This window comes from Streptacidiphilus sp. MAP12-33 (assembly GCF_041261265.1).
Lineage (GTDB): Bacteria > Actinomycetota > Actinomycetes > Streptomycetales > Streptomycetaceae > Streptacidiphilus.
Genome location: NZ_JBGCCA010000026.1, coordinates 1 through 19,006, shown reverse-complemented (window position 1 = coordinate 19,006; position 19,006 = coordinate 1). Strand labels below are relative to the sequence as shown.

At 72.1% G+C, this 19,006-nt stretch carries 15 protein-coding genes; 12 read left to right on the top strand and 3 right to left on the bottom strand.

Going from position 1 to position 19,006, the window contains the following annotated elements:
• Positions 1-87: 87 nt before the first annotated feature.
• A complete protein-coding gene (locus ABH931_RS24385; protein ID WP_370117011.1) occupies positions 88-621 on the top strand; it encodes an N-acetyltransferase family protein in 534 nt (177 codons plus the stop codon).
• Here ABH931_RS24385 and ABH931_RS24380 read toward each other — a convergent pair.
• On the bottom strand, positions 611-2,938 hold the full coding sequence (locus ABH931_RS24380) for a transglycosylase domain-containing protein (RefSeq protein WP_370117008.1): 2,328 nt from the start codon (positions 2,936-2,938) through the stop codon (positions 611-613). The two genes, ABH931_RS24385 and ABH931_RS24380, sit on opposite strands and share 11 nt — an antisense overlap.
• 385 nt (positions 2,939-3,323) lie before the next feature.
• Here ABH931_RS24380 and ABH931_RS24375 point away from each other — a divergent pair, with 385 nt between their 5' ends.
• The 5 genes from ABH931_RS24375 (at position 3,324) to ABH931_RS24355 (ending at position 8,927) form a co-directional block, all read left to right on the top strand.
• Entirely contained in the window at positions 3,324-4,133 is an 810-nt protein-coding gene (locus tag ABH931_RS24375) for an ABC transporter permease (protein WP_370117005.1), read from the top strand.
• Positions 4,126-5,007, top strand: coding sequence for an ABC transporter permease (locus ABH931_RS24370; RefSeq protein ID WP_370117004.1), 882 nt, complete (start codon positions 4,126-4,128; stop codon positions 5,005-5,007). Before ABH931_RS24375 ends, ABH931_RS24370 begins: the two co-directional genes overlap by 8 nt.
• Before the next feature lie 25 nt (positions 5,008-5,032).
• Positions 5,033-6,028 carry an ATP-binding cassette domain-containing protein gene (locus ABH931_RS24365; RefSeq protein ID WP_370117001.1) on the top strand — a complete coding sequence of 332 codons (996 nt, stop codon included), beginning with the start codon at positions 5,033-5,035 and terminating at the stop codon, positions 6,026-6,028.
• A gap of 111 nt (positions 6,029-6,139) precedes the next feature.
• Positions 6,140-7,264: a hypothetical protein gene (locus ABH931_RS24360; protein WP_370116999.1), complete on the top strand. Its 1,125-nt coding sequence runs from the start codon at positions 6,140-6,142 to the stop codon at positions 7,262-7,264.
• Positions 7,265-7,328: 64 nt separating this feature from the next.
• Positions 7,329-8,927, top strand: coding sequence for a beta-N-acetylhexosaminidase (locus ABH931_RS24355; protein WP_370116996.1), 1,599 nt, complete (start codon positions 7,329-7,331; stop codon positions 8,925-8,927).
• Positions 8,928-9,141: 214 nt separating this feature from the next.
• On the opposite strand, the gene ABH931_RS24350 is transcribed toward ABH931_RS24355, so the two are convergent.
• Together ABH931_RS24350 and ABH931_RS24345 are read right to left on the bottom strand one after the other, a co-directional pair.
• A complete protein-coding gene (locus ABH931_RS24350; protein WP_370116993.1) occupies positions 9,142-11,265 on the bottom strand; it encodes an alpha-galactosidase in 2,124 nt (707 codons plus the stop codon).
• A 96-nt stretch (positions 11,266-11,361) separates the two neighbouring features.
• On the bottom strand, positions 11,362-12,534 hold the full coding sequence (locus ABH931_RS24345; RefSeq protein WP_370116991.1) for an aminotransferase class V-fold PLP-dependent enzyme: 1,173 nt from the start codon (positions 12,532-12,534) through the stop codon (positions 11,362-11,364).
• A gap of 110 nt (positions 12,535-12,644) precedes the next feature.
• Here ABH931_RS24345 and ABH931_RS24340 point away from each other — a divergent pair, with 110 nt between their 5' ends.
• The 6 genes from ABH931_RS24340 to ABH931_RS24315 all read left to right on the top strand — a co-directional run bounded on the left by ABH931_RS24340 (position 12,645) and on the right by ABH931_RS24315 (position 18,862).
• On the top strand, positions 12,645-13,919 hold the full coding sequence (locus tag ABH931_RS24340) for a DUF445 domain-containing protein (protein WP_370116988.1): 1,275 nt from the start codon (positions 12,645-12,647) through the stop codon (positions 13,917-13,919).
• Between the two features lie 296 nt (positions 13,920-14,215).
• Positions 14,216-15,253, top strand: a complete 1,038-nt coding sequence (locus ABH931_RS24335; protein ID WP_370116985.1) for an adenosine deaminase — start codon at positions 14,216-14,218, stop codon at positions 15,251-15,253.
• A 49-nt stretch (positions 15,254-15,302) separates the two neighbouring features.
• Positions 15,303-16,136: a class E sortase gene (locus ABH931_RS24330; RefSeq protein ID WP_370116982.1), complete on the top strand. Its 834-nt coding sequence runs from the start codon at positions 15,303-15,305 to the stop codon at positions 16,134-16,136.
• Entirely contained in the window at positions 16,133-16,918 is a 786-nt protein-coding gene (locus ABH931_RS24325; RefSeq protein WP_370116980.1) for a GntR family transcriptional regulator, read from the top strand. The genes ABH931_RS24330 and ABH931_RS24325 overlap by 4 nt, the downstream gene beginning before the upstream one ends.
• Before the next feature lie 137 nt (positions 16,919-17,055).
• Positions 17,056-18,177, top strand: a complete 1,122-nt coding sequence (locus tag ABH931_RS24320) for a TIGR03364 family FAD-dependent oxidoreductase (protein ID WP_370116978.1) — start codon at positions 17,056-17,058, stop codon at positions 18,175-18,177.
• Positions 18,178-18,181: 4 nt separating this feature from the next.
• A complete protein-coding gene (locus ABH931_RS24315; RefSeq protein ID WP_370116975.1) occupies positions 18,182-18,862 on the top strand; it encodes a phosphonatase-like hydrolase in 681 nt (226 codons plus the stop codon).
• Positions 18,863-19,006: the final 144 nt, after the last annotated feature.

The window sequence follows — 19,006 nt, the reverse complement described above, 5'->3', positions numbered from 1 at the left end:
TGCCTGACCGCGGAGGGCATGGAGCAGGATGGCTCCATGCCCTCCGACATGCCCGCTGACGTATCCGATGACGTGTTTGCTGCTCCTGTGACTCTCCGCCCCGCCGTCCCCGGCGACTACGACGCGATCGTCGCCGTCGTCGACGCCTGGTGGGGGCGGCCGATCAGGGCCACGCTGCCGCGGCTCTACCTGGAGCACTTCCACGCCACCAGCCGCGTCGCGGAGCACCCCGACGGGACCCTGGCCGGGTTCCTGGTCGCGTTCCTGTCGCCCTCGCTGCCGCGCGAGGCGTACATCCACTTCGTCGGCGTCGATCCGGCGCTGCGCGGCAGCGGGCTCGCCGCCCGGCTGTACCGCGGGTTCTTCGCCGAGGCGGCCGCCGCCGGGCGGGACGTGGTGCGCGCGGTGACCTCGCCGGTCAACCACGGCTCGATCGCCTTCCACCGGGCCATGGGCTTCGAGATCACCGGCCCCGTCGACGGCTACCACGGCGAGGGCTCCAGCCTCGTGCTCTTCGAGCGTCGGCTGGAGCCCTCGGCGCTCCCTGCCAACCCGGACCCGGACCCGGACCCGGACCCGGACCCGGACCCGAACCCGGTGACGGACCCGGCTACGGCGTAGGCACCGCGTTCTGCGGCGACGGCTTCGTCGTCGGCGTGGTCGGCTGGGTCGTCGGCGGTGTCGTCGGCGGCGTGGTCGGCGGGGTGGTGGGGGGTGTGGTCGGCTGTCCCGTCGGGTACGGGAGTGGCGTGATCAGCGTCCGGGTCGGCGTCGGGTTCGGCGTCGGGTTGGTGGACGCGGAGTTCGACGGGGACGGCGTCGTGGTCGGCTGCGGGGCGGTGTAGTAGCTGCCCGGCTGGAGGTCGAAGCTGACGTCGGGCAGGTCCGAGAGGGCCTGCTCCATGTAGCTGGTCCAGATCTGTGTCGGGTACGAGCCGCCGTTGACGCGGGAGATGCCCGCCGCGTCGGCGAGCGAGATCCGCTTGACGTCGCCCTGCTGGGCGAAGAGCCCGACGGCGGTCGACAGCTGCGGGGTGTAGCCGGCGAACCAGGCGGACATGTTCTCGTCCGTGGTGCCGGTCTTGCCCGCCGCGTCACGGCCGAGCGCCTGCGCCGCGTAGCCGGTGCCGTTGTTGATGACGCCCTGCAGGACCTGCGTCACGGTGTCCGCCACGCTGCGGTCGAAGGCCTGCTTGGAGGTGTGCTGCGGCATCGTCTTGGACTCGCCGTCGTGGCTGACCGACTGCACCGACCACGGGGTGATCTGCACGCCGTGGTTGGCGAAGGTCGCGTACGCGCCCGCCAGCTGGATCGCGTTCGGGGACGAGGTGCCCAGCGCGATCGAGGCGTTGCTCGCGCTCATGGCCGGCGTGTCCGCCGGGAGCCCGGCGTTGATCGCCGCCTGGCGCACCTGGTCCAGGCCGACGTCCGCGGCCATCTGCGCGAAGACGGAGTTGACCGACTTCGCCATGGCCGTGGCCACGCTGATCTGGCCGTAGCTCATGTCGTCCTCGTTGGGCGGGTTGTACGAGGCGACGTTCGGCGGCAGGCCGACGACCTGGCGGCGGTTGGTGCCGTCGTAGGTCGTGTAGGGGGTGATGGTGCGCCCGTCCTGCGTCGTGGCGTGGTTCGACAGCGCCGCCGCCAGGTCGAAGGCCTTGAAGGTGGAGCCCTCGGCGATGTCGGTGCGCAGCGCGTCGTTGTACGGCTGGGTGACGTAGTCGGGACCGCCGTAGGCGGCGACGACCTTGCCCGTCGAGGGCTCCACGGACGCGGCGCCCGCGCGGATGTACTTCGCCTTCGCGGAGTTGGACTTCAGGCCGCTCAGCTCGTCCTGCACCGAACTGGCCAGGGAGTTCTGATCGTTCTTGCTGAAGGTCGTGACGATCTTCCAACCGCCCTGCGCCAGCTCGTCCCTGGTGATGACGTTGTTGCTGTACAGGTAGTTGTCGGCGATGTCGATCAGGTAGCCGGCCTGGCCGCCGAGGCCCTTGACCGCCGGGGTCTTCTTGACGGCCGGGAACGTCGCCTTGGCCCGGTCGGCGGGGCTGAGGTAGCCGAGCTTGGTCATGCCGTCCAGGACGTAGTTCCAGCGGTTGACCGCGGCCTGCTTGGCGGCCGGAGTGGCGACGGACACGTCGTAGGCGCTCGGCGCCTGCAGCAGGGCGGCCAGGTAGGCGCTCTGCTCGGCGTCGAGCTGGGAGGCGTTGATGCCGAAGTACGCCTGCGCGGCGGCTTGGACGCCGTAGGCGTTGCGGCCGAAGTAGGAGGTGTTCAGGTACCCGGCCAGGATGTCGCTTTTGGACTCGGTCCGGTCCACCTTCAGCGCGATGAAGAACTCGTTGATCTTGCGGGAGATCGTCTGGTTCTGGTTCAGGTAGTAGTTCTTCACGTACTGCTGCGTGATGGTCGAGCCACCCTGGACGCCCTGCCCGCGGGCGGTGTCCCAGGCGGCGCGGGCCATGCCGGTGAGGCTGACGCCCTGGTTCGAGTAGAACGTACGGTCCTCGGCGGAGACCGCGGCGTGCTGCATCTCCTGGGAGATCTGGTCGAGCGGGATGATGATCCGGTTCTTCTCGCCCGTCTGGCCGATCACCGTCTTGCCGTCGTTGTAGTAGTAGATGTTCGCCTGGGCGATCGCGGCGGCGTTGGCGTTCGGCGGCTGCACGTAGAGGTAGATGCCGACGAAGGCCCCGACGCCGAGCACCACGGCGGTGAGCAGGCCGCCCAGCGTCATCCGCCAGGTGGGGATGATCCGCCGGTACCAGGGGAGCGCCTTGCGCCTCGCCTTCCGTGCCGCCTTCTTGGCACGGCGTCGATCGCGCCCGCTGGCGCCCATTCCGCCTCCTTCGGCCCGGTCCTCGGCTTCGAGGGTCCCACCGTCCATGGGGTTGGCCAGGCTGTCCGGATCGTCCATGCCCTTGTTGCTGCTGCCCATGCGGTGGTGCTCCGGTGGTTCGTCTGGTGGTGCTGGCTCGTCTGCTTGATCGTTAAACGCCGCAATCGGGGCATTCTGCTCTACTGTGCCGGATTGTCCGGTGGTGGGCGAACCTCCTGGCCCGCTCGCGGGACCTTTGTGGCGGTGCTGTGACACTCCGCGCGGCGATTTCGCTACGCTGTGAGAGCGGCGTCACAGCCGCGCACAACCGAACAACGACAGCGCGAGCCCCTTCGTGACACCCCCCGGGTGTCGACGAACGGGGCCATTTCGGCGTTCCCGCGCGCCCGTGCGGGCCCCTCGCCGCGCCTGTCAACAAGTCGACATCTGCCGCCTGTGTGCCAGCACAGCGGCAGGTCGGAGCAGGTTCTGAGAGAGGAGTGTGATGTACGCCGCAGTCTGTGTCCGCAGCTTCCGGCGCTACGCCACCTACCGTGCCGCCACCGCGGCGCGGGTGATCACCAACACCGTCTTCGGCTTCATCATCAGCTACACCTACCTCGCCCTGTGGCAGGTCCGCCCGCACCTGGGTGGTTACGACCTGTCCTCGGCGCTCACCTACGTCTGGATCGGCCAGGGCCTGCTCTCCGTGGCCGCGCTCAACGACCTCGGGGCCCTGACCGACCTGCAGACCCGGATCACCAACGGCGACGTCGCCGTCGACCTGTACCGTCCCGTCGACATGCAGGCCTGGTGGCTCGCCTGCGACCTGGGCCGCGCGGGCTACCAGCTGCTCGCCAACGCCGCCGTGCCGATCCTGGTCGGCTCGCTCGCCTTCCACCTGCGCGTACCGCAGGGCACCGGCCTGCAGATCGCGGCAGCCTGGTGCGCGTTCGCGCTGTCGCTGCTGCTGGCCCTCGTGGTCGGCTACGCGATCCGCTACCTCGTCGCCCTCACCGGCTTCTGGCTGCTCGACGTGCGTGGCGTGCAGCTCGTCTACTTCCTGGCCTGCTCGTTCTTCGGCGGCTTCTTCCTGCCCGTCTCGCTCTTCCCGCCGGTCCTGGAGGCGATCTCCCGGGCGCTGCCCTTCGTCGCCGTCTTCCAGGTGCCCACCGACATCCTCCTCCAGCACTACGACACCGCGGGCACGCTCACCGCGCTCGGGCTCCAGCTGGTGTGGGCGGTCGTGCTGGTCGGCCTCGGCCGGCTGATGCAGGCGCGCGCCGCGTTCAAGGTGGTGGTCCAGGGTGGCTGAGACGTCCCTCCAGCCGCCGGGCCGCCGTCACGAGCTCGGCCGCCGTTACGAGCTCGGCCGCCGTTACGAGCTCGGCCACGCGCTGCGCTGCTACGGGTACATCGTGCGGATGTGGATCCGGGCCGCGCTCGCCTACCCGGCGTCGTTCTGGATGACCGCCGCCGGCAACCTGCTCCTGTCCGGCCTGGACTTCGCGGTGATCGCCGTGATGTTCCTGCACACCCGCACCCTCGGCGGCTGGGGCCTGCCGCAGGTGGCCTTCCTCTACGGCACCTCCGGGGTCACCCTCGGGCTCGCGGACCTGCTGGTGGGCAGCATGGACCAGCTCGGCGTGCGGGTGCGCGACGGGTCCGTCGACACCGTGCTGGTCCGTCCGGTCCCGGCCCTCGCGCAGATCGCGGGCGACCGGTTCGCGCTGCGGCGGATGGGCCGGGTCACCCAGTCCGGCGCCGTCCTGGTCTGGTCGCTGACCCGGCTCGACCTCGCCTGGACGCCGCTGAGGGCGCTCGTGCTCGTCTCACTGGTGGTGTGCGGGACGGTGATCTTCGGCGCGATCTTCGTCGGCGGATCGGCCTGCCACTTCTTCATGGCCGACGCCGCCGAGGTGCAGAACTCGTTCACCTACGGCGGCGCCACCATGCTCCAGTACCCGCCGACGATCTACGCCCGCAACATCGTCCGCGGCACCGTCTACGGAGTGCCGCTGGCCTTCGTCAACTGGCTGCCCGCGCTCTACGTGCTGGGCCGCCACGACCCGTTGGGCCTGCCGTCCTGGTACCGCTTCGCCTCCCCGCTCGCCGCACTGCTCTGCGCCGCGGGCGCCGGGCTGCTGTGGCGCGCCGGGATCCGCTCCTACCGCAGCACCGGAAGTTGACCGAGCGTCAGAGAGGGGTCAGATCATGGACGACGACCGGACGTTGATCGAGGTCGAGGGCGTCACCAAGAGCTTCGTGGTGCGGCGGAAGGCCGGCCGGTTCCGGCGCACCAGGACCGTGGTGGACGCGGTGGCCGGGCTGGACTTCACCGTCCGGCGCGGCGAGATGGTCGGCTACATCGGCCCCAACGGGGCCGGCAAGTCCACCACCATCAAGATGCTGACCGGCATCCTGCTGCCCAGCACCGGCCGGCTGCGCGTGGCCGGGGCCGATCCGGTGCGCGACCGGGTCCGCCTCGCGCAGCGCATGGGCGTCGTCTTCGGCCAGCGCACCACCCTGTGGTGGGACCTGCCGCTGCGCGACTCCTACGAGCTGGCCCGGCGCATCTACCGCATCCCGGCCGCCGTCTACGCCCGCAACCTGGAGCGTTGCGTCGAACTTCTGGAGCTGGAGCAGCTGTTGGACGTGCCGGTGCGGCAGCTCTCGCTCGGGCAGCGGATGCGCGGGGACATCGCCGCCGCGCTGCTGCACCAGCCCGAGGTGCTCTACCTCGACGAGCCGACCATCGGTCTCGACGTCGTCAGCAAGCGGCGGGTGCGGGAGTTCCTGGCGCAGGTCAACGCGGAGCAGGGCACCACCGTGCTGCTCACCACGCACGACCTGACCGACATCGAGCAGCTCTGCTCGCGCGTCATGGTCATCGACCACGGCCGCGTCGTCTACGACGGAGGCCTCGACGGCCTGCACGAACAGGGCCGCAGCGAAAGGACGTTGGTCGTGGACCTGGAGCAGGAGCTGCCGCCGATCGAGCTGCCGGGCACCCGGCTGGTGCGCCGGGAGGGTACCCGTCAGTGGCTGGCCTTTCCCGCCTCGGCCAGCGCGGCCCCGCTGGTCGCGGCGCTCGCCGGCCGCTACGAGCTGCGGGACCTCTCGGTCAGGGAGCCCGAGATCGAGGACGTCATCGCCCGGATGTACGGGGAGGTGAGCGAGGCCCGCGCGGCGGTGGCGCGGGTCGGGTGACGGTCGACCCCAGGGGGCGGGCGACGGTGTTACGTAAGGTGCGGATAAAGTCCCGTCTGTCCGTGCGTCAGATCGACGCGGACGTCGACCGTTCGATGGGGGACTTCTTCCGTGGCCACTCCGCCGCAGCCGCCCGGCAGCCCGTACGGGGCACCGAACCCGTACGGGCAGCCGGGCCCGTACGACCAGCCCCAGCCCAACCCCTACGCGCCGCAGCCGCCGCAGGCCCCGCCGGCGCAGGGGTACGGGCAGCCGCAGCCGAACCCGTACGGTAACGCCGTTCCGCAGCAGGGTGGTTACGGGTACCCGCAGGCTGCTCCGCAGCAGCCGCAGGTTCCGCCGCAGCAGGGGTACGGGCAGCCGCAGCAGCCGCAGGTTCCGCCGCAGCAGGGGTACGGGCAGCCGCCGCAGCCCGGATACGACCAGCAGCCGTACGGGCAGCCGGCGATGGCGCCGGGCGGCGTCACCTGCCGTTTCTGCGGCGGGTACCCGGCGGTGGACGCCATGGTGCGCTCGCTCAAGGGCCGCTGGTTCTTCTACCAGTACACCCGCCTGCCCGGGCCCTACTGCAAGACCTGCGGGACCGCCGCGGTGCGCGACATGTCCGGGCAGTCGCTGGTGCAGGGGTGGTGGGCGTACGGGTCGGCGATCATGGTGCCGATCTACCTCTTCATGAACCTCTCCGCCTTCAACAAGATCAAGGCGCTGCCGGAGCCCGCACCGTACCCGCCGGGTCAGCCGATGGACCCCGGAAAGCCGCTGATGCAGCGCCCGCAGGCGGCCGGCTTCGCGGTGCCCGCCATCGCGATCCTGGTCTTCGTGGTGGCCCTGATCGTCGGCCTGAGCGGCAGCACCCCCACGCCGGACTACCCGACGCCGGGACCGTTCCCCACCGACACCTCGACGCCGACCGACAACCCGACGGACAATCCGACCGACTCGCCGACGGACACGCCGACCGACACGCCGACCGACACTCCGACGTCCGTCTCGACGGACCCCGGCGGTATCCCCGGCAACCTCGCGATCGACGGCCAGTGCGTGAAGAACCTCGGCACCGACACCAGCCCGAACCTGGTGATCGTGGACTGCACGAGTGCCAGCGGCGTCTACCTGGTGCAGAAGAAGCTGTACGGCACCACCTCCACCACCGGCTGCCCCAGCGACACCACGACCACGTACACCCACACCCAGACCGGCGACGACTTCGTGATGTGCCTCAAGCCCTACAGCTGAGCTGCTCCGCTCCGCTTCGTTCCGCTCGTTGCAACTGGTCCAGACCACGTGCAGCATGGTCCGCATGACGCGTAACGGGGGACAGGTGACCGGCCGTGGCCTTGCCGCGGCCGGTCTGTTGGCGGCACTGCTGGCGGGCTGCTCGTCGGCCCCGCACGGCGGGGGTGCGGGCGGCGAGGGCAGCCCGGCGATCGTGCCGCGGCCCGCGCGGCTGACGCTCGGGTCGGGGGCGGGCTTCACGGTCACCGCGAGCACGCCCGTCCTCGCCCGCGGTGGCGCGGAGGCGCAGGCCACGGCCGCGCTGCTGGCCTCGGAGCTGAAGCTGCCGACCGGCCCGGGCAGCGGAACCGGCGGTGGCTCGGGCAGCGGCGGAGCGGGCGCCGGCGGGCCGGGGATCACGCTCCGTCTGGACCCGAAGGCCGGGACCGGTCCCGAGGGCTACTCGCTGACCTCGGGGCCGTCCGGCGTGCTCGTCACCGCGGCCGACAGCGCCGGGCTCTTCTACGGCGGACAGACGCTGCGCCAGCTCCTGCCCGCAGGGCGGGGAACCGGCACGGTCCCGGCCGTCACCGTCGAGGACCGCCCCCGCTACGCGTACCGCGGCGCCGGACTGGACGTGGCCCGGCACTTCTTCACCGTCGCCCAGGTCGAGGAGTACGTCGACCTGCTGGCCCTGTACAAGTTCAACCACCTGCACCTGCACCTCACCGACGACCAGGGCTGGCGCATCGCCGTCTCCAGCCGCCCCCGGCTCACCGCCGTCGGCGGCCGCACCGAGGTGGGCGGCAGCGCCGGCGGCTTCTACACGGCGGCCGACTACAGCGCCATCGTCCGCTACGCGCAGGCCCGGCACGTCACCGTGGTTCCCGAGATCGACCTGCCCGGCCACAGCAACGCGGCGATCCTCTCCTACCCGGAGCTCGCCTGCCCCGGTGATCCGGCGGCCGCGCCGTACACCGCGATCGGCGTCGGCTTCAGCCGGGTCTGCACCACGAAGGAGTCGACCTACCGCTTCGTCGACGACGTCGTCACGGCCATCGCCGAGCTCACCCCCGGCCCGCTCATCCACCTCGGCGGCGACGAGGCGAACACGCTCGCCCTCTCGGACTACCAGGCCTTCATGAAGCGCGCGATCGCGATCGGCCATGCCCACGGCAAGCAGGTCGTGGCCTGGGACGAGGCCGCCCCGGCGCAGCCCGACCTGGTCCAGGTGTGGCACCCGCAGTTCCAGATGTCGGACGACCTCGACTCCGGGATCACCTCGGCGGCCCACCACGGCGCCAAGCTGCTGATGTCGCCCGCGGACCACGCCTACATCGACCAGAAGTACGACGCGAACACGTCGCTGGGTCTGGACTGGGCCGGACACGTCAGCGTGGAGAAGGCCTACGACTGGAACCCCGACACCGTCCTCCCCGGAACCCCGGCGGGTTCGGTCGCGGGCGTGGAGACCCTGCTGTGGACGGAGACGCTGGCCACGGAGAGGGACCTCCAGCTCATGGAACTCCCACGCGTCCCCGCGCTGGCCGAGGTCGCCTGGACCCCGCAGGCCGACCGCGACTGGTCGGACTTCCGCGTCCGCCTCGCGGCGCAGGCGCCGCTGTGGACGGCCCAGGGCTGGACGTACACCAAGGCAGACGGCGTCCCTTGGCCGAAGAGTTAGTTGCACTCACTTCAGGGGCGCGGGGAACTGCGCGAGCAACCCCCCTGTGCGGATGGCCCTGCGCGTTGAGGACCATCCATCGTGGGTGGCTTGTCGCGCAGTTCCCCGCGCCCCTGGATGGTGCAACTGGTTCATCGCGCAGCAGCCCCCGCGCCCCTGGGTCGTGCAACTGGTTCATCGCGCGGAAGTCCTCGCGCCCCAGGGTCGTGCAACGTCAGGTGCGGATCAGGTGCACCACCGTGCTCGCCCAGTCCTGCGGGGGGAGTTGCAGGTCGAGGCCGCGTTCCAGCAGGGCCGCTCCGTGGTGGACGCGGCCGGTGCGGGGCTCGCGGTAGTGGGCGTCGCGGGCCAGGCCCGCCAGGCGGAGGGGGGCGGGCCGCAGGCCGAAGCGGGGTTGGGGGAGCCAGCCGAAGACCGCGACCTCCGCGCCGTCCGGGGCCAGGTACTGCACCGCCGTCAGGCTCTGCAGGTCGCCGGGCGGGCGCAGCCGGTACAGCTCGCCGTGCTGGACGAGGTGCCGGACGGCCTTGTACTCGGCGACCAGCTGCTCCGCCTCCTTCAGCTCCTCCGGTCGCCACCGCGTCAGATCGCCGCCGATCCCGAGCGCCCCGCTCATCGCGCCGTGGAAGCGGAACCGCAGTGGGATCGAGCGTCCGGTCTGCTGGTTGGGCACGTCCGTGACCCACGCCGCCATCGTCCGCACCGGATACAGCTGGGTGTAGCCGTGCTGGATGACCAGCCGGTCCGCGGCGTCGGTGTTGTCCGAGATCCAGACCTGGTCGGTGCGGGCCAGGACCGCCGGGTCCACGCGGCCGCCACCGCCGCTGCACGCCTCGACCCGCAGGTGCGGGTGCGCCGCGCGCAAGCGGTCCAGCAGGGAGTGGTAGGCGCGGACGTGGTCGAACCAGAGGCGGTCGCCGCGCCCGCTCGGCTCGTCGGGCCAGCCGGCCTCGGAGAACGAGCGGTTCATGTCCCACTTGAGGTGGTCGACGTCGTTCTCGCCGACCAGCCGGTCCAGCCAGTCGAAGGCCCAGGCCGCGACCTCCGGGCGGGCGAAGTTGAGGACGAGCTGGTTGCGCAGTTCCGTCCGGTGCCGGTGCGGGAAGTGCAGTACCCAGTCGGGGTGGGCGCGGTAGAGGTCGCTGTCGGGGTTGACCATCTCCGGCTCGACCCAGAGGCCGAAGGCCATGCCGAGCCGGTGGACCTCGTCCGCGAGCGGCTTCAGGCCGTCGGGGAAGGCGCCGGGGTGGGGCGTCCAGTCGCCGAGGCCCGCGTGGTCGTGGCGGCGGGCGCCGAACCAGCCGTCGTCCATGACGAACAGTTCGACGCCGAGCGTCGCGGCGAGCGAGGCGAGCCGCTTCTGGTTCTCCAGGGTGACGTCGAAGCCGGTGGCCTCCCAGGAGTTGTAGAGGACCGGGCGGGTCTCCTCCGGGTGGGGCAGCGTGGTGGCGCGCAGGTGCGCGTGCCAGGCGCGACTGAGCGTGCCGAAGCCGCCGTCGGGGGTGTACAGGGCCAGCACGGGCGGGGTGGCGTGCGTCTCGCCGGGGCGGAGCGTGACGGTGACGGCGTCGTGGCCCGCGCCAGCGTTGACGGAGAGCTGGTTGTCGGAGGTGCGTTGTAGCGTCATCTGCCAGGAGCCGCTCCACGCGAGCGCCGCGCTCCAGACCTGTCCGTGCTGCTCGGTGGCGTCGCCGGCGTCGAGTACCACCCAGGGCTGCGCGAGGTGCGAGGTGGTGCCGGTGCGGCTGGTCAGGACGGTCTCGCCGAACGGCAGCGCCTCGCGCTTGAGCTGGGTCTCGGCGGCCCAGCGGCCGACGGCGTGGCTGAGCCGGTAGTCGTCGCGCAGGGGTATGGAGAGCGTCGCGGAGTCGGCGCGGAGGACGAGGATGTCGTCGGCGTCGCCGGTGTGGGCGAGCTCGGTCCAGCGTTCGATCACGTCGGTGTCCGGGTGGACGCGGTAGCCGAGGGTCGTGCGCAGCGGGTAGTGCGGGTCGCGGAAGTGCAGCAGCACCGTCACCCGGTCCGGCTGCTCGTGGCCGTCGGCCCGCCAGGTGAGGGCGCGCGTGCCGTCGGCGAACCGGACCCGCAGGGCGGGCGGGCCGTACCGGTTGGCGCCGTCCACGGTCAGCTCCTCGCCCACGGCGGTCAGGCCCTCGAAGCTGCTGTGCACGGCGGAGCCGGCGGCCGGCAGGGAGGCGGCCGCGTCGAGGGTCAGCGGGCCGCCCCAGTGGATGTGCCGGGGGACGCCCCGGTCGTCGACCCGCAGGGCGTAGCTCGTGGAGCGCGTGCTCAGGAGCCAGGTGTCGGTGTCACGGTCGTGGGCGATCGCAGCAGCCATGAAGGGGAGGTCCTCGCTGTTGGAACCTGTTGATCTGTGTGTGATTCTGAGCGTAGGGCCGTGGCGAGGTGAGCGAAAGGGGCCGGGCGCGAGGAATCACACCGGAAGGGAGGTGAGCGCGCGGTGCACCCGGTCGACGGCGGCCAGGGTCGTGGAGGCGTGCGCGGACAGCCGCAGCTGGTCCGGGCGGGCGGTCGCGGTCACGCCGTGGTCGGCCAGGCTCGCCGCGACCAGCGCGGGCTCGGTGCGGGGCATGGTGAACGCCACGATGCCCGCGCGCTCCTGCTCGGCCTCGGGCGACAGCACCAGGCCGCCCGCACTGCGCACGGTGTCGATCAGCTGCGCGGTGCGCTCGGCGATGTGCGCCTGGATCCGGTCCACCCCGCAGCGCAGCACCAGCTCCAGCCCGGCGGCGAACGCGCCGGCCGTCACCGGGCTGAGGTTGGTGAGCGAGAAGCGGGCCGCCCCCGGCGCGGGCGCGTGCTCCTGGCTGTCGAAGACGCCCACGTCGACGACGCCGGTCCAGCCCGTCAGGGTCGGCTCCAGCCGCTCCAGCGCCCGCGCGGAGGCGTAGAGGAAGCCGGTGGACCAGCCCGAGCGCAGCCACTTCTGACCGCCGGTCACCAGCACGTCGGCCGCGGTCCAGGGGAGGTCCGCCACGCCCATGCCCTGGATCGCGTCCACGACCAGCAGCCGGTCCGGGCCGATCACCTCGCGGATGCCGGCCAGGTCGGCCCGGTAGCCGGTGCGGAAGTCCACGGCCGAGAGCGAGACGGCCACGGTCTCGGCCGTCAGCGCCTGCCGGACCACCTCCGGCGTCACCCGTCCGTACGCGTCCGGCTCCAGCGGGACGGGCCGCACCCGGCCCAGCCGGGCGGCGCGCAGCCACGGATAGGCGTTGGCGGGAAACTCGCGCGCGGGCACCAGCACGGTCCCGTGCGGCAGGCCGAACGCGGCGTGGAACAGCCCGGTGCTGGCGTTCGGCAGCAGTGCCACCGCCTCCACCGGCACGTCCCCGACCAGTCGCGCCGCCGCCTGACGCGCCCGCAGCTCCTGCCGCATCAGCTCGTCCACGGTGGACGCGTCCGCGCGGGCGCTCTGCTCCTGCAGCCGTTGCGTGGCCTCCAGCACGTCCCGCGAGGGCGGACCGAAGCGGCCGAAGTCGAGATAGCCCTCCGTCTCGGCGAAGCGCTCGGCATAGCCGGTCAGCCCGCCGGTGGCTCCGGGAGCCGGGTAGGAGGAGGTGGGCACGGAACGGGGGGACGCCATCGTTGATCTCTCCGACGGTTCGACCGTTTTGACGAGAGGCGGGTGACACTTGCTCCGTGGATACGCTCCCGATGAAGCCGAAAGAAGCGTCCGACGCGCGAGTAGACCGTATGCCAGCCGGGGCCGGTGCGGTGCGCTACACCGCCTCCGACGAGGTGAAACGGCGTGGCGTGCGGCGGATGAAGGCGATCGCCACGGGCTTCCTGGTCGCGGCGACGGTGATCTACATCCTCACCACCTGGGCGCTGCGCTCCGGCGCGGGCTCCTGGGCGGGCTACGTCCAGGCGGCGGCCGAGGCCGGCATGGTCGGCGCGCTGGCCGACTGGTTCGCCGTGACGGCGCTGTTCAAGCGCCCGCTCGGGCTGCCCATCCCGCACACGGCGATCATCCCGACCAAGAAGGACGCCTTCGGCGTCAGTCTCGGCACCTTCGTCGGTGAGAACTTCCTCTCGGTCGAGGTCGTCCGCGCCCGGCTGCGCGCGCTCGGCGTCGGCAGGCGGCTCGGCCAGTGGCTCTCCGCGCCCGGCAGCGCCGAGAAGGTCACCCGCGAGGCGTCGGCCGCGCTGCGCGGCGCGCTGGCCGTGCTGCGCGACGAGGACGTCCAGGCCGTCGTCGGCGAGGCGGTCACCCGCCGCGCCGCGGCCCAGCCGGTCGCCCAGCCGATCGGCCGGATGCTCTCCCGCATCGTCGAGGAGGGCGGCCACCGCGGCGTCGTCGACCTGTGCGCGGTCCGCCTGCACGACTGGCTGGTCGTCCACCGCGAGCAGGTCGTCCGCACCATCTCGGAGGAGGCGCCCGGCTGGACCCCGAAGTTCATCGACAACCAGATCGGCACCCGCGTCTACCGCGAGCTGCTCCGCTTCGCCACCGAGGTCCGCGACGACCCCGGCCACGCGGCGCGCGGCGCGATCGACAGCTTCCTGACGGACTTCGCCTGGGAGCTGCGGGAGGACCCGGAGATGATCGGGCGCATCGAGCGGGCCAAGGCCGACCTGCTCTCCCGTTCCGAGGTGCAGGACCTCATCGCCTCCGCGTGGTCGGCGGTCCGCGGCATGGTGCTGGAGGCCGCGGAGGACGAGAACAGCGAGTTGCGGGTCCGCATGCGGGACGGCCTGCGCAGCTTCGGCGCGCGGCTGGCGGACGACCCGCGCATGCAGGCCAAGGTCGACGGCTGGCTCGAGGACGCGGCGGAGTACGTGGTGGACACCTACCGGGGCGAGATCACCTCGCTGATCTCGGAGACGGTCGCGGGCTGGGACGCGAACGAGGCCTCTCGCAAGATCGAGGCCAACGTCGGCCGGGACCTGCAGTTCATCCGCATCAACGGCACGGTGGTCGGCGCGATCGCGGGGTTGGTGATCCACACCATTTCGACGTTGATCTAGTTGCACTGCCCCAGGGGCGCGAGGCTCTGCCGATCTGCGGCTCCTCCCCAGGCCTTCGGCCGGGAGGTGCCCCGGAGGTGCCCCCTGCGTGGGTGCGAGCAACCCACCGCAGGTGGATGGCCCGGTTCGCTCGGGATCTCGATGTCGTGGCAGGGGGTCCCCGGCCGGAAGCTGGGGGATGGTCGTGCCCCGCAGGGGGCACCTCCCGGCCGAAGGCTGGGGGAGGAGCCGCATACCGGTGGAGCCCAGCGCCCCTGGAGGGGCTTGCAACTGGCCCTCGTGAGAGTCTGGATCCCATGATCAGTGAGAACCTCCGAGCGTTCGTGGCCGCCATGCCGAAGGCCGAGCTGCACGTCCACCACGTCGGCTCGGCCTCGCCGCACGTCGTTGCCGGGCTGGCCGCGCGGTACGAGGGACACACCAAGGTGCCCACCGACCCGGACTCGCTCGCGAAGTACTTCGAGTTCACCGACTTCGCCCACTTCATCGAGGTCTACCTCTCCGTCGTCGACCTGATCCGGGACGCCGAGGACGTCCGCGCGCTCACCTACGGCGTCGCGGAGGACATGGCCCGGCAGAACATCCGCTACGCCGAGCTGACCGTCACCCCGTACAGCTCCGTGAAGCGTGGCATCGCGGGGGAGGCCTTCATGGAGGCCATCGAGGACGCGCGTCACGCCGCGGAGAAGGAGCTCGGCGTCACCCTGCGCTGGTGCTTCGACATCCCCGGGGAGGCGGGGTTGGAGTCCGCCGAGGTGACCGAGCGTCTCGCGCTCGGCCTGCGGCCGGACGGGCTGGTGAGCTTCGGGCTCGGCGGGCCCGAGATCGGGGTGCCGCGGCCGCAGTTCCAGCCGTTCTTCGACCGCGCCCGCGCGGCCGGCCTGCACAGCGTCCCGCACGCGGGGGAGAGCACCGGGCCGGAGACGGTCTGGGACGCGATCCGCTTCCTGGGCGCCGAGCGGATCGGGCACGGCACCCAGTCGGTCAAGGACCCGGCCCTGGTCGACTACCTCGGTGAGCACCGGATCCCGCTGGAGGTCTGCCCGACCTCGAACGTCGCCACCCGCGTCGTGGCCCGGATGGACGAGCACCCGATCCGGCAGATGGTCGAGGCGGGGCTCGTGGTGACCGTCAACAGCGACGACCCGCCGATGTTCGGCACGGACCTGAACCACGAGTACGAGGTCGCCGCCGCTCTGCTGGGCCTGGACGAGGCCGGCGTCGCGGAGCTGGCCGGGAACGCGGTGCGATCCTCCTTCCTCGACGACGCGGGCAAGGCGGGGCTGCTGGGTGAGATCGACGCGCATCTGGCGGCCTGGCGCCTGCGGGCGTAATCTGACGGCGCGTCAGAGAGCTCTGGGGTGAGACGCGTGGGGAGCCGGGATGGGACCGCGGTGGCTGTGGGGACTGCGCCGCGGTCTCATCCTCTTCGGTGAACTGACCGTCACCCTGGGGTTGGTGATGGTGCTGCTGGCGACGTACGAGCTGTGGTGGACCAACCGCTCCGCCGAGGCCAACGCCGCGCGGACGGTCTCCGCGCTGGAGCACCAGTGGGACCAGCAGGCCCAGCAGCACGCCCGGGCGCAGGCCGCAGCGCCGTCCGGGGCTCCGGCGCCCGGCGCCTCTTCGGGCGTCACACCCGCACCGGCCTCGGGCGGCTCCGGCGGCTCCGGTGGCTGGGGCGGCTCCGGCGGGACCGGCGGGACCGGCGGCGGGACCGGCATCAACAGCATGGCCCGCGACCTCACCGCCTTCGCGGTGATCCGCATCCCCGCCCTGAACCTGGTCTTCCCCGTCGCGGAGGGCGTCGACAAGTACGCCGTGCTCAACCACGGATACATCGGCCACTACCCGGGCACCGCGATGCCCGGCCAGCAGGGCAACTTCGCCGTCGCGGGGCACCGCAACACCCACGGCGAGCCCTTCCGCCACCTGGACCGGATCCGGGTCGGCGACGCCGTGTTCGTCGAGGTCGCGGGCTGGGACTACGTCTACCAGGTCGACTCGATCCTGCCCGAGACCGAGCCGGCCGACGGCACGGTGGTGCTGCCGGAGCCCTACAGCACCGACCACCCCTCCAGTCGGTACGGGTACCGCACGCCCGGCCGGTACATCACGCTCACCACCTGCACGCCCCCGTTCACCTCCCTCTACCGGATGGTGGTCTGGGGTCATCTGGTAGGCGAGCAGCCGCGGCCGGTTACCGTGGGGGCGTGAGCCCACCATCCTCGCAGGCGCCCCGCCTGCCCCACGCGCCCGGCGCACCCGTCCGGGCCGGCATCCCCGAGCACGGGCGGATGCCCAAGTACTACCTTGCCAAGGCTCAACTGACGGAACTGCTGGATGAGTTGGGTGAGGGAGCGACCCTGCCGGCCGAGCGCGAGCTGGCCGAGCGCTACGGCGTCGCCCGGGAGACCCTGCGCATGGCCCTGCGTGAGCTGCTGCTGGAGGGCCGGGTCCGCCGCCAGGGGCGCGGCACCGTCGTCGCCGGGCCGAAGATCGAGCAGCCGCTCGCGCTCGGCTCCTACACCGAGGGCGTCCGCAAGCAGGGTCACACCCCCGGCCGTCGCCTGATCGGGCTGGAGCGGTTCGCCGCCGCGGACGACGTGGCTGCACACGAACTCGGCGTCGAGCGTGGTGACTTCGTCTGGCATCTGGAGCGCGTGCTGCTGGTCGACGACGAGCGCGTCGGCCTGGAGAGCACCTATGCGCCCGTGGCGCTGCTGCCGCGCCTGGACGACGAGTTCGACCCGGTCGGCTCGTTCTACGCCTATGCGCGCGACGCCGGCGGCCTGGTCTCCGGCGGCGGCGAGGAGCGGATCGAGACCGTCCTGGCCACCCCGCGCGAGGCGCTGCTGATCGGCACGCCGCCCGCCCTGCCCATGTTGCTGCTGCACCGCCGTAGTTGGGACGTGAACGGGCGGTCCTTCGAGCGGGTTCGCACGCTCTACCGCGGGGACCGGTTCAGCTTCTCCACCGAGCTCAGGGCGTCCGAGTAGGCGGACCGGCAAGAGAGAGGGGGCGGCTTTCTAATCACAAAGCGATAACGGGTCTAGTCCAAACGTGCCGCCGCTGTTCATGCTGGATTCACCGGGAAGGTCCCGTCGCGCAACCGCGGAGATCGAAGGTCGTCGGCGTGAAGGTCATCGTTGTGGGAGCAGGAGCGCTGGGGACCATGCATGCCTGGCATGCGGTCCAGCGCGGTCATGAGGTCGTCCACCTGGAGCGGGAGGAGCAGGCGCGCGGCGCGTCCGTCCGCAACTTCGGCCTGGTCTGGGTCGGCGGCCGGTCCGAGGGTGCCGAGCTCGACACCGCGCTGCGGGCACGCGAGCTGTGGGAGCAGATAGCCGCCGAGGTGCCGGGCGTCGGGTTCCGCCCCTCGGGCTCCCTCACCGTCGTGCGCACCGAGGCGGAGCGCGCCGTCGCCGCCGAGGTCGTCACCCGGCCCGACGCCGCCCGGCGCGGCTGGGAGTGGCTGGACGCGGATGCCGTCCGCGAGGCCAACCCGGCGCTCGGTGGCAAGTACCTCGGCGCGCTCTGGTCGCCGCACGACGCCCAGGTCGAGCCGCGGGTCGCCCAGCGCGCCCTCCAGGAGCACCTGCGCGCGAGCGGCCGCTACGCCTTCCTCGGCGGCCGCGAGGTCCGCGAGGTCGTCGGCGAGAACGCCGTCCGCGACGACCGCGGCGAGCTGCACACCGGTGACCGCGTCGTGCTCTGCACCGGCGCCTGGCTCGGCGGCCTGGTCCGCGAGCTCGCCCCGCAGCTACCCGTCCGCAAGGTGCGGCTGCAGATGATGCAGACCGAGCCGCTGGACGTGCCGCTCACCACCTCCGTCGCCGACGGCGACAGCTTCCGCTACTACCCCGCCTACCAGGGCGCCGCCCTGGAGCGGCTGAACGCCGGTCAGCCGCAGCACCCGATCGCCGACGAGCACCGCATGCAACTGCTCATGGTCCAGCGCCGCGACGGCTCGCTGACCGTCGGTGACACCCACGAGTACGACCAGCCCTTCAACTTCGACGTCGTCGAGGAGCCCTACGCCTACCTGCGCGGCGTGGTCGAGGAGCTGCTCGGCCGGCCCATGCCGGCCATCCGCCACCGCTGGGCGGGCGTCTACGCCCAGTGCGTCGACACCACCCGCGTCGTCCACCGCGAGCGCGTCCGCGAGGGCGTCTGGCTGGTGACCGGCCCTGGTGGCCGTGGCATGACCTGTTCGCCCGCGATCGGCGAGGCGACCGCGAACGAGATGGAGCTGTAGACCGATGGCTGCGAAGCAGACGAAGCTGGTCGTCCTCGACATGGCCGGCACGACGGTGGCCGACGGCGGCCTGGTCGAACTCGCCTTCCAGGAGGCCGCGCGCGACCTCGGCGTCGAGGCCGGCACCGAGCGCCACGCGGCGATGCTCGCCGACGTGCGCGCCACGATGGGCGAGAGCAAGATCACCGTCTTCCGTCGCCTCTTCGGCGACGAGGGCCTCGCCCAGCGCGCGAACATCGCCTTCGAGGCCGCCTACGACCGCCTCGTCGGTGAGGGCCACTGCGCCCCCATCGAGGGCGCCGAGGCCGCGATCACCCAGCTGCGCGAGGCCGGCCTGACGGTCGTGCTCACCACCGGCTTCTCCGGTGCGACGCAGCAGCGCATCATCGCCGCCCTCGGCTGGGAGAAGCTCGTCGACCTGGCCCTGTGCCCGGCCGACGCCGGCCGTGGCCGCCCCTACCCCGACCTGGCGCTGGCCGCGTTCCTGCGCACGGCCGCGGCCGACAGCGTCACGGAGATGGCCGTCGTCGGCGACACCGGCTACGACATGCAGTGCGGCGTGCGCTCCGGCGCCGGCATCGTCGCGGGCGTCCTGAGCGGCGCCCACGACGCGATCCGCCTGCGCGAGGACGGCGCGACGCACGTGCTCGCCGGCGTCGCGGACCTGCCCGCGCTGGTGCTCTGACGACTGCCGCTCATGGACGTGGCCCCCCCCCCCCCCCCCGGGGGGCCGGGCGGGGGGGGGGGGGGGGCGGGTGGGGTGCACGGAGTGGGGGGACCGGTGCCCGCACCCCCCCGGGGGGGAGGGGGCCGTGGAGGTGTGGGCGGC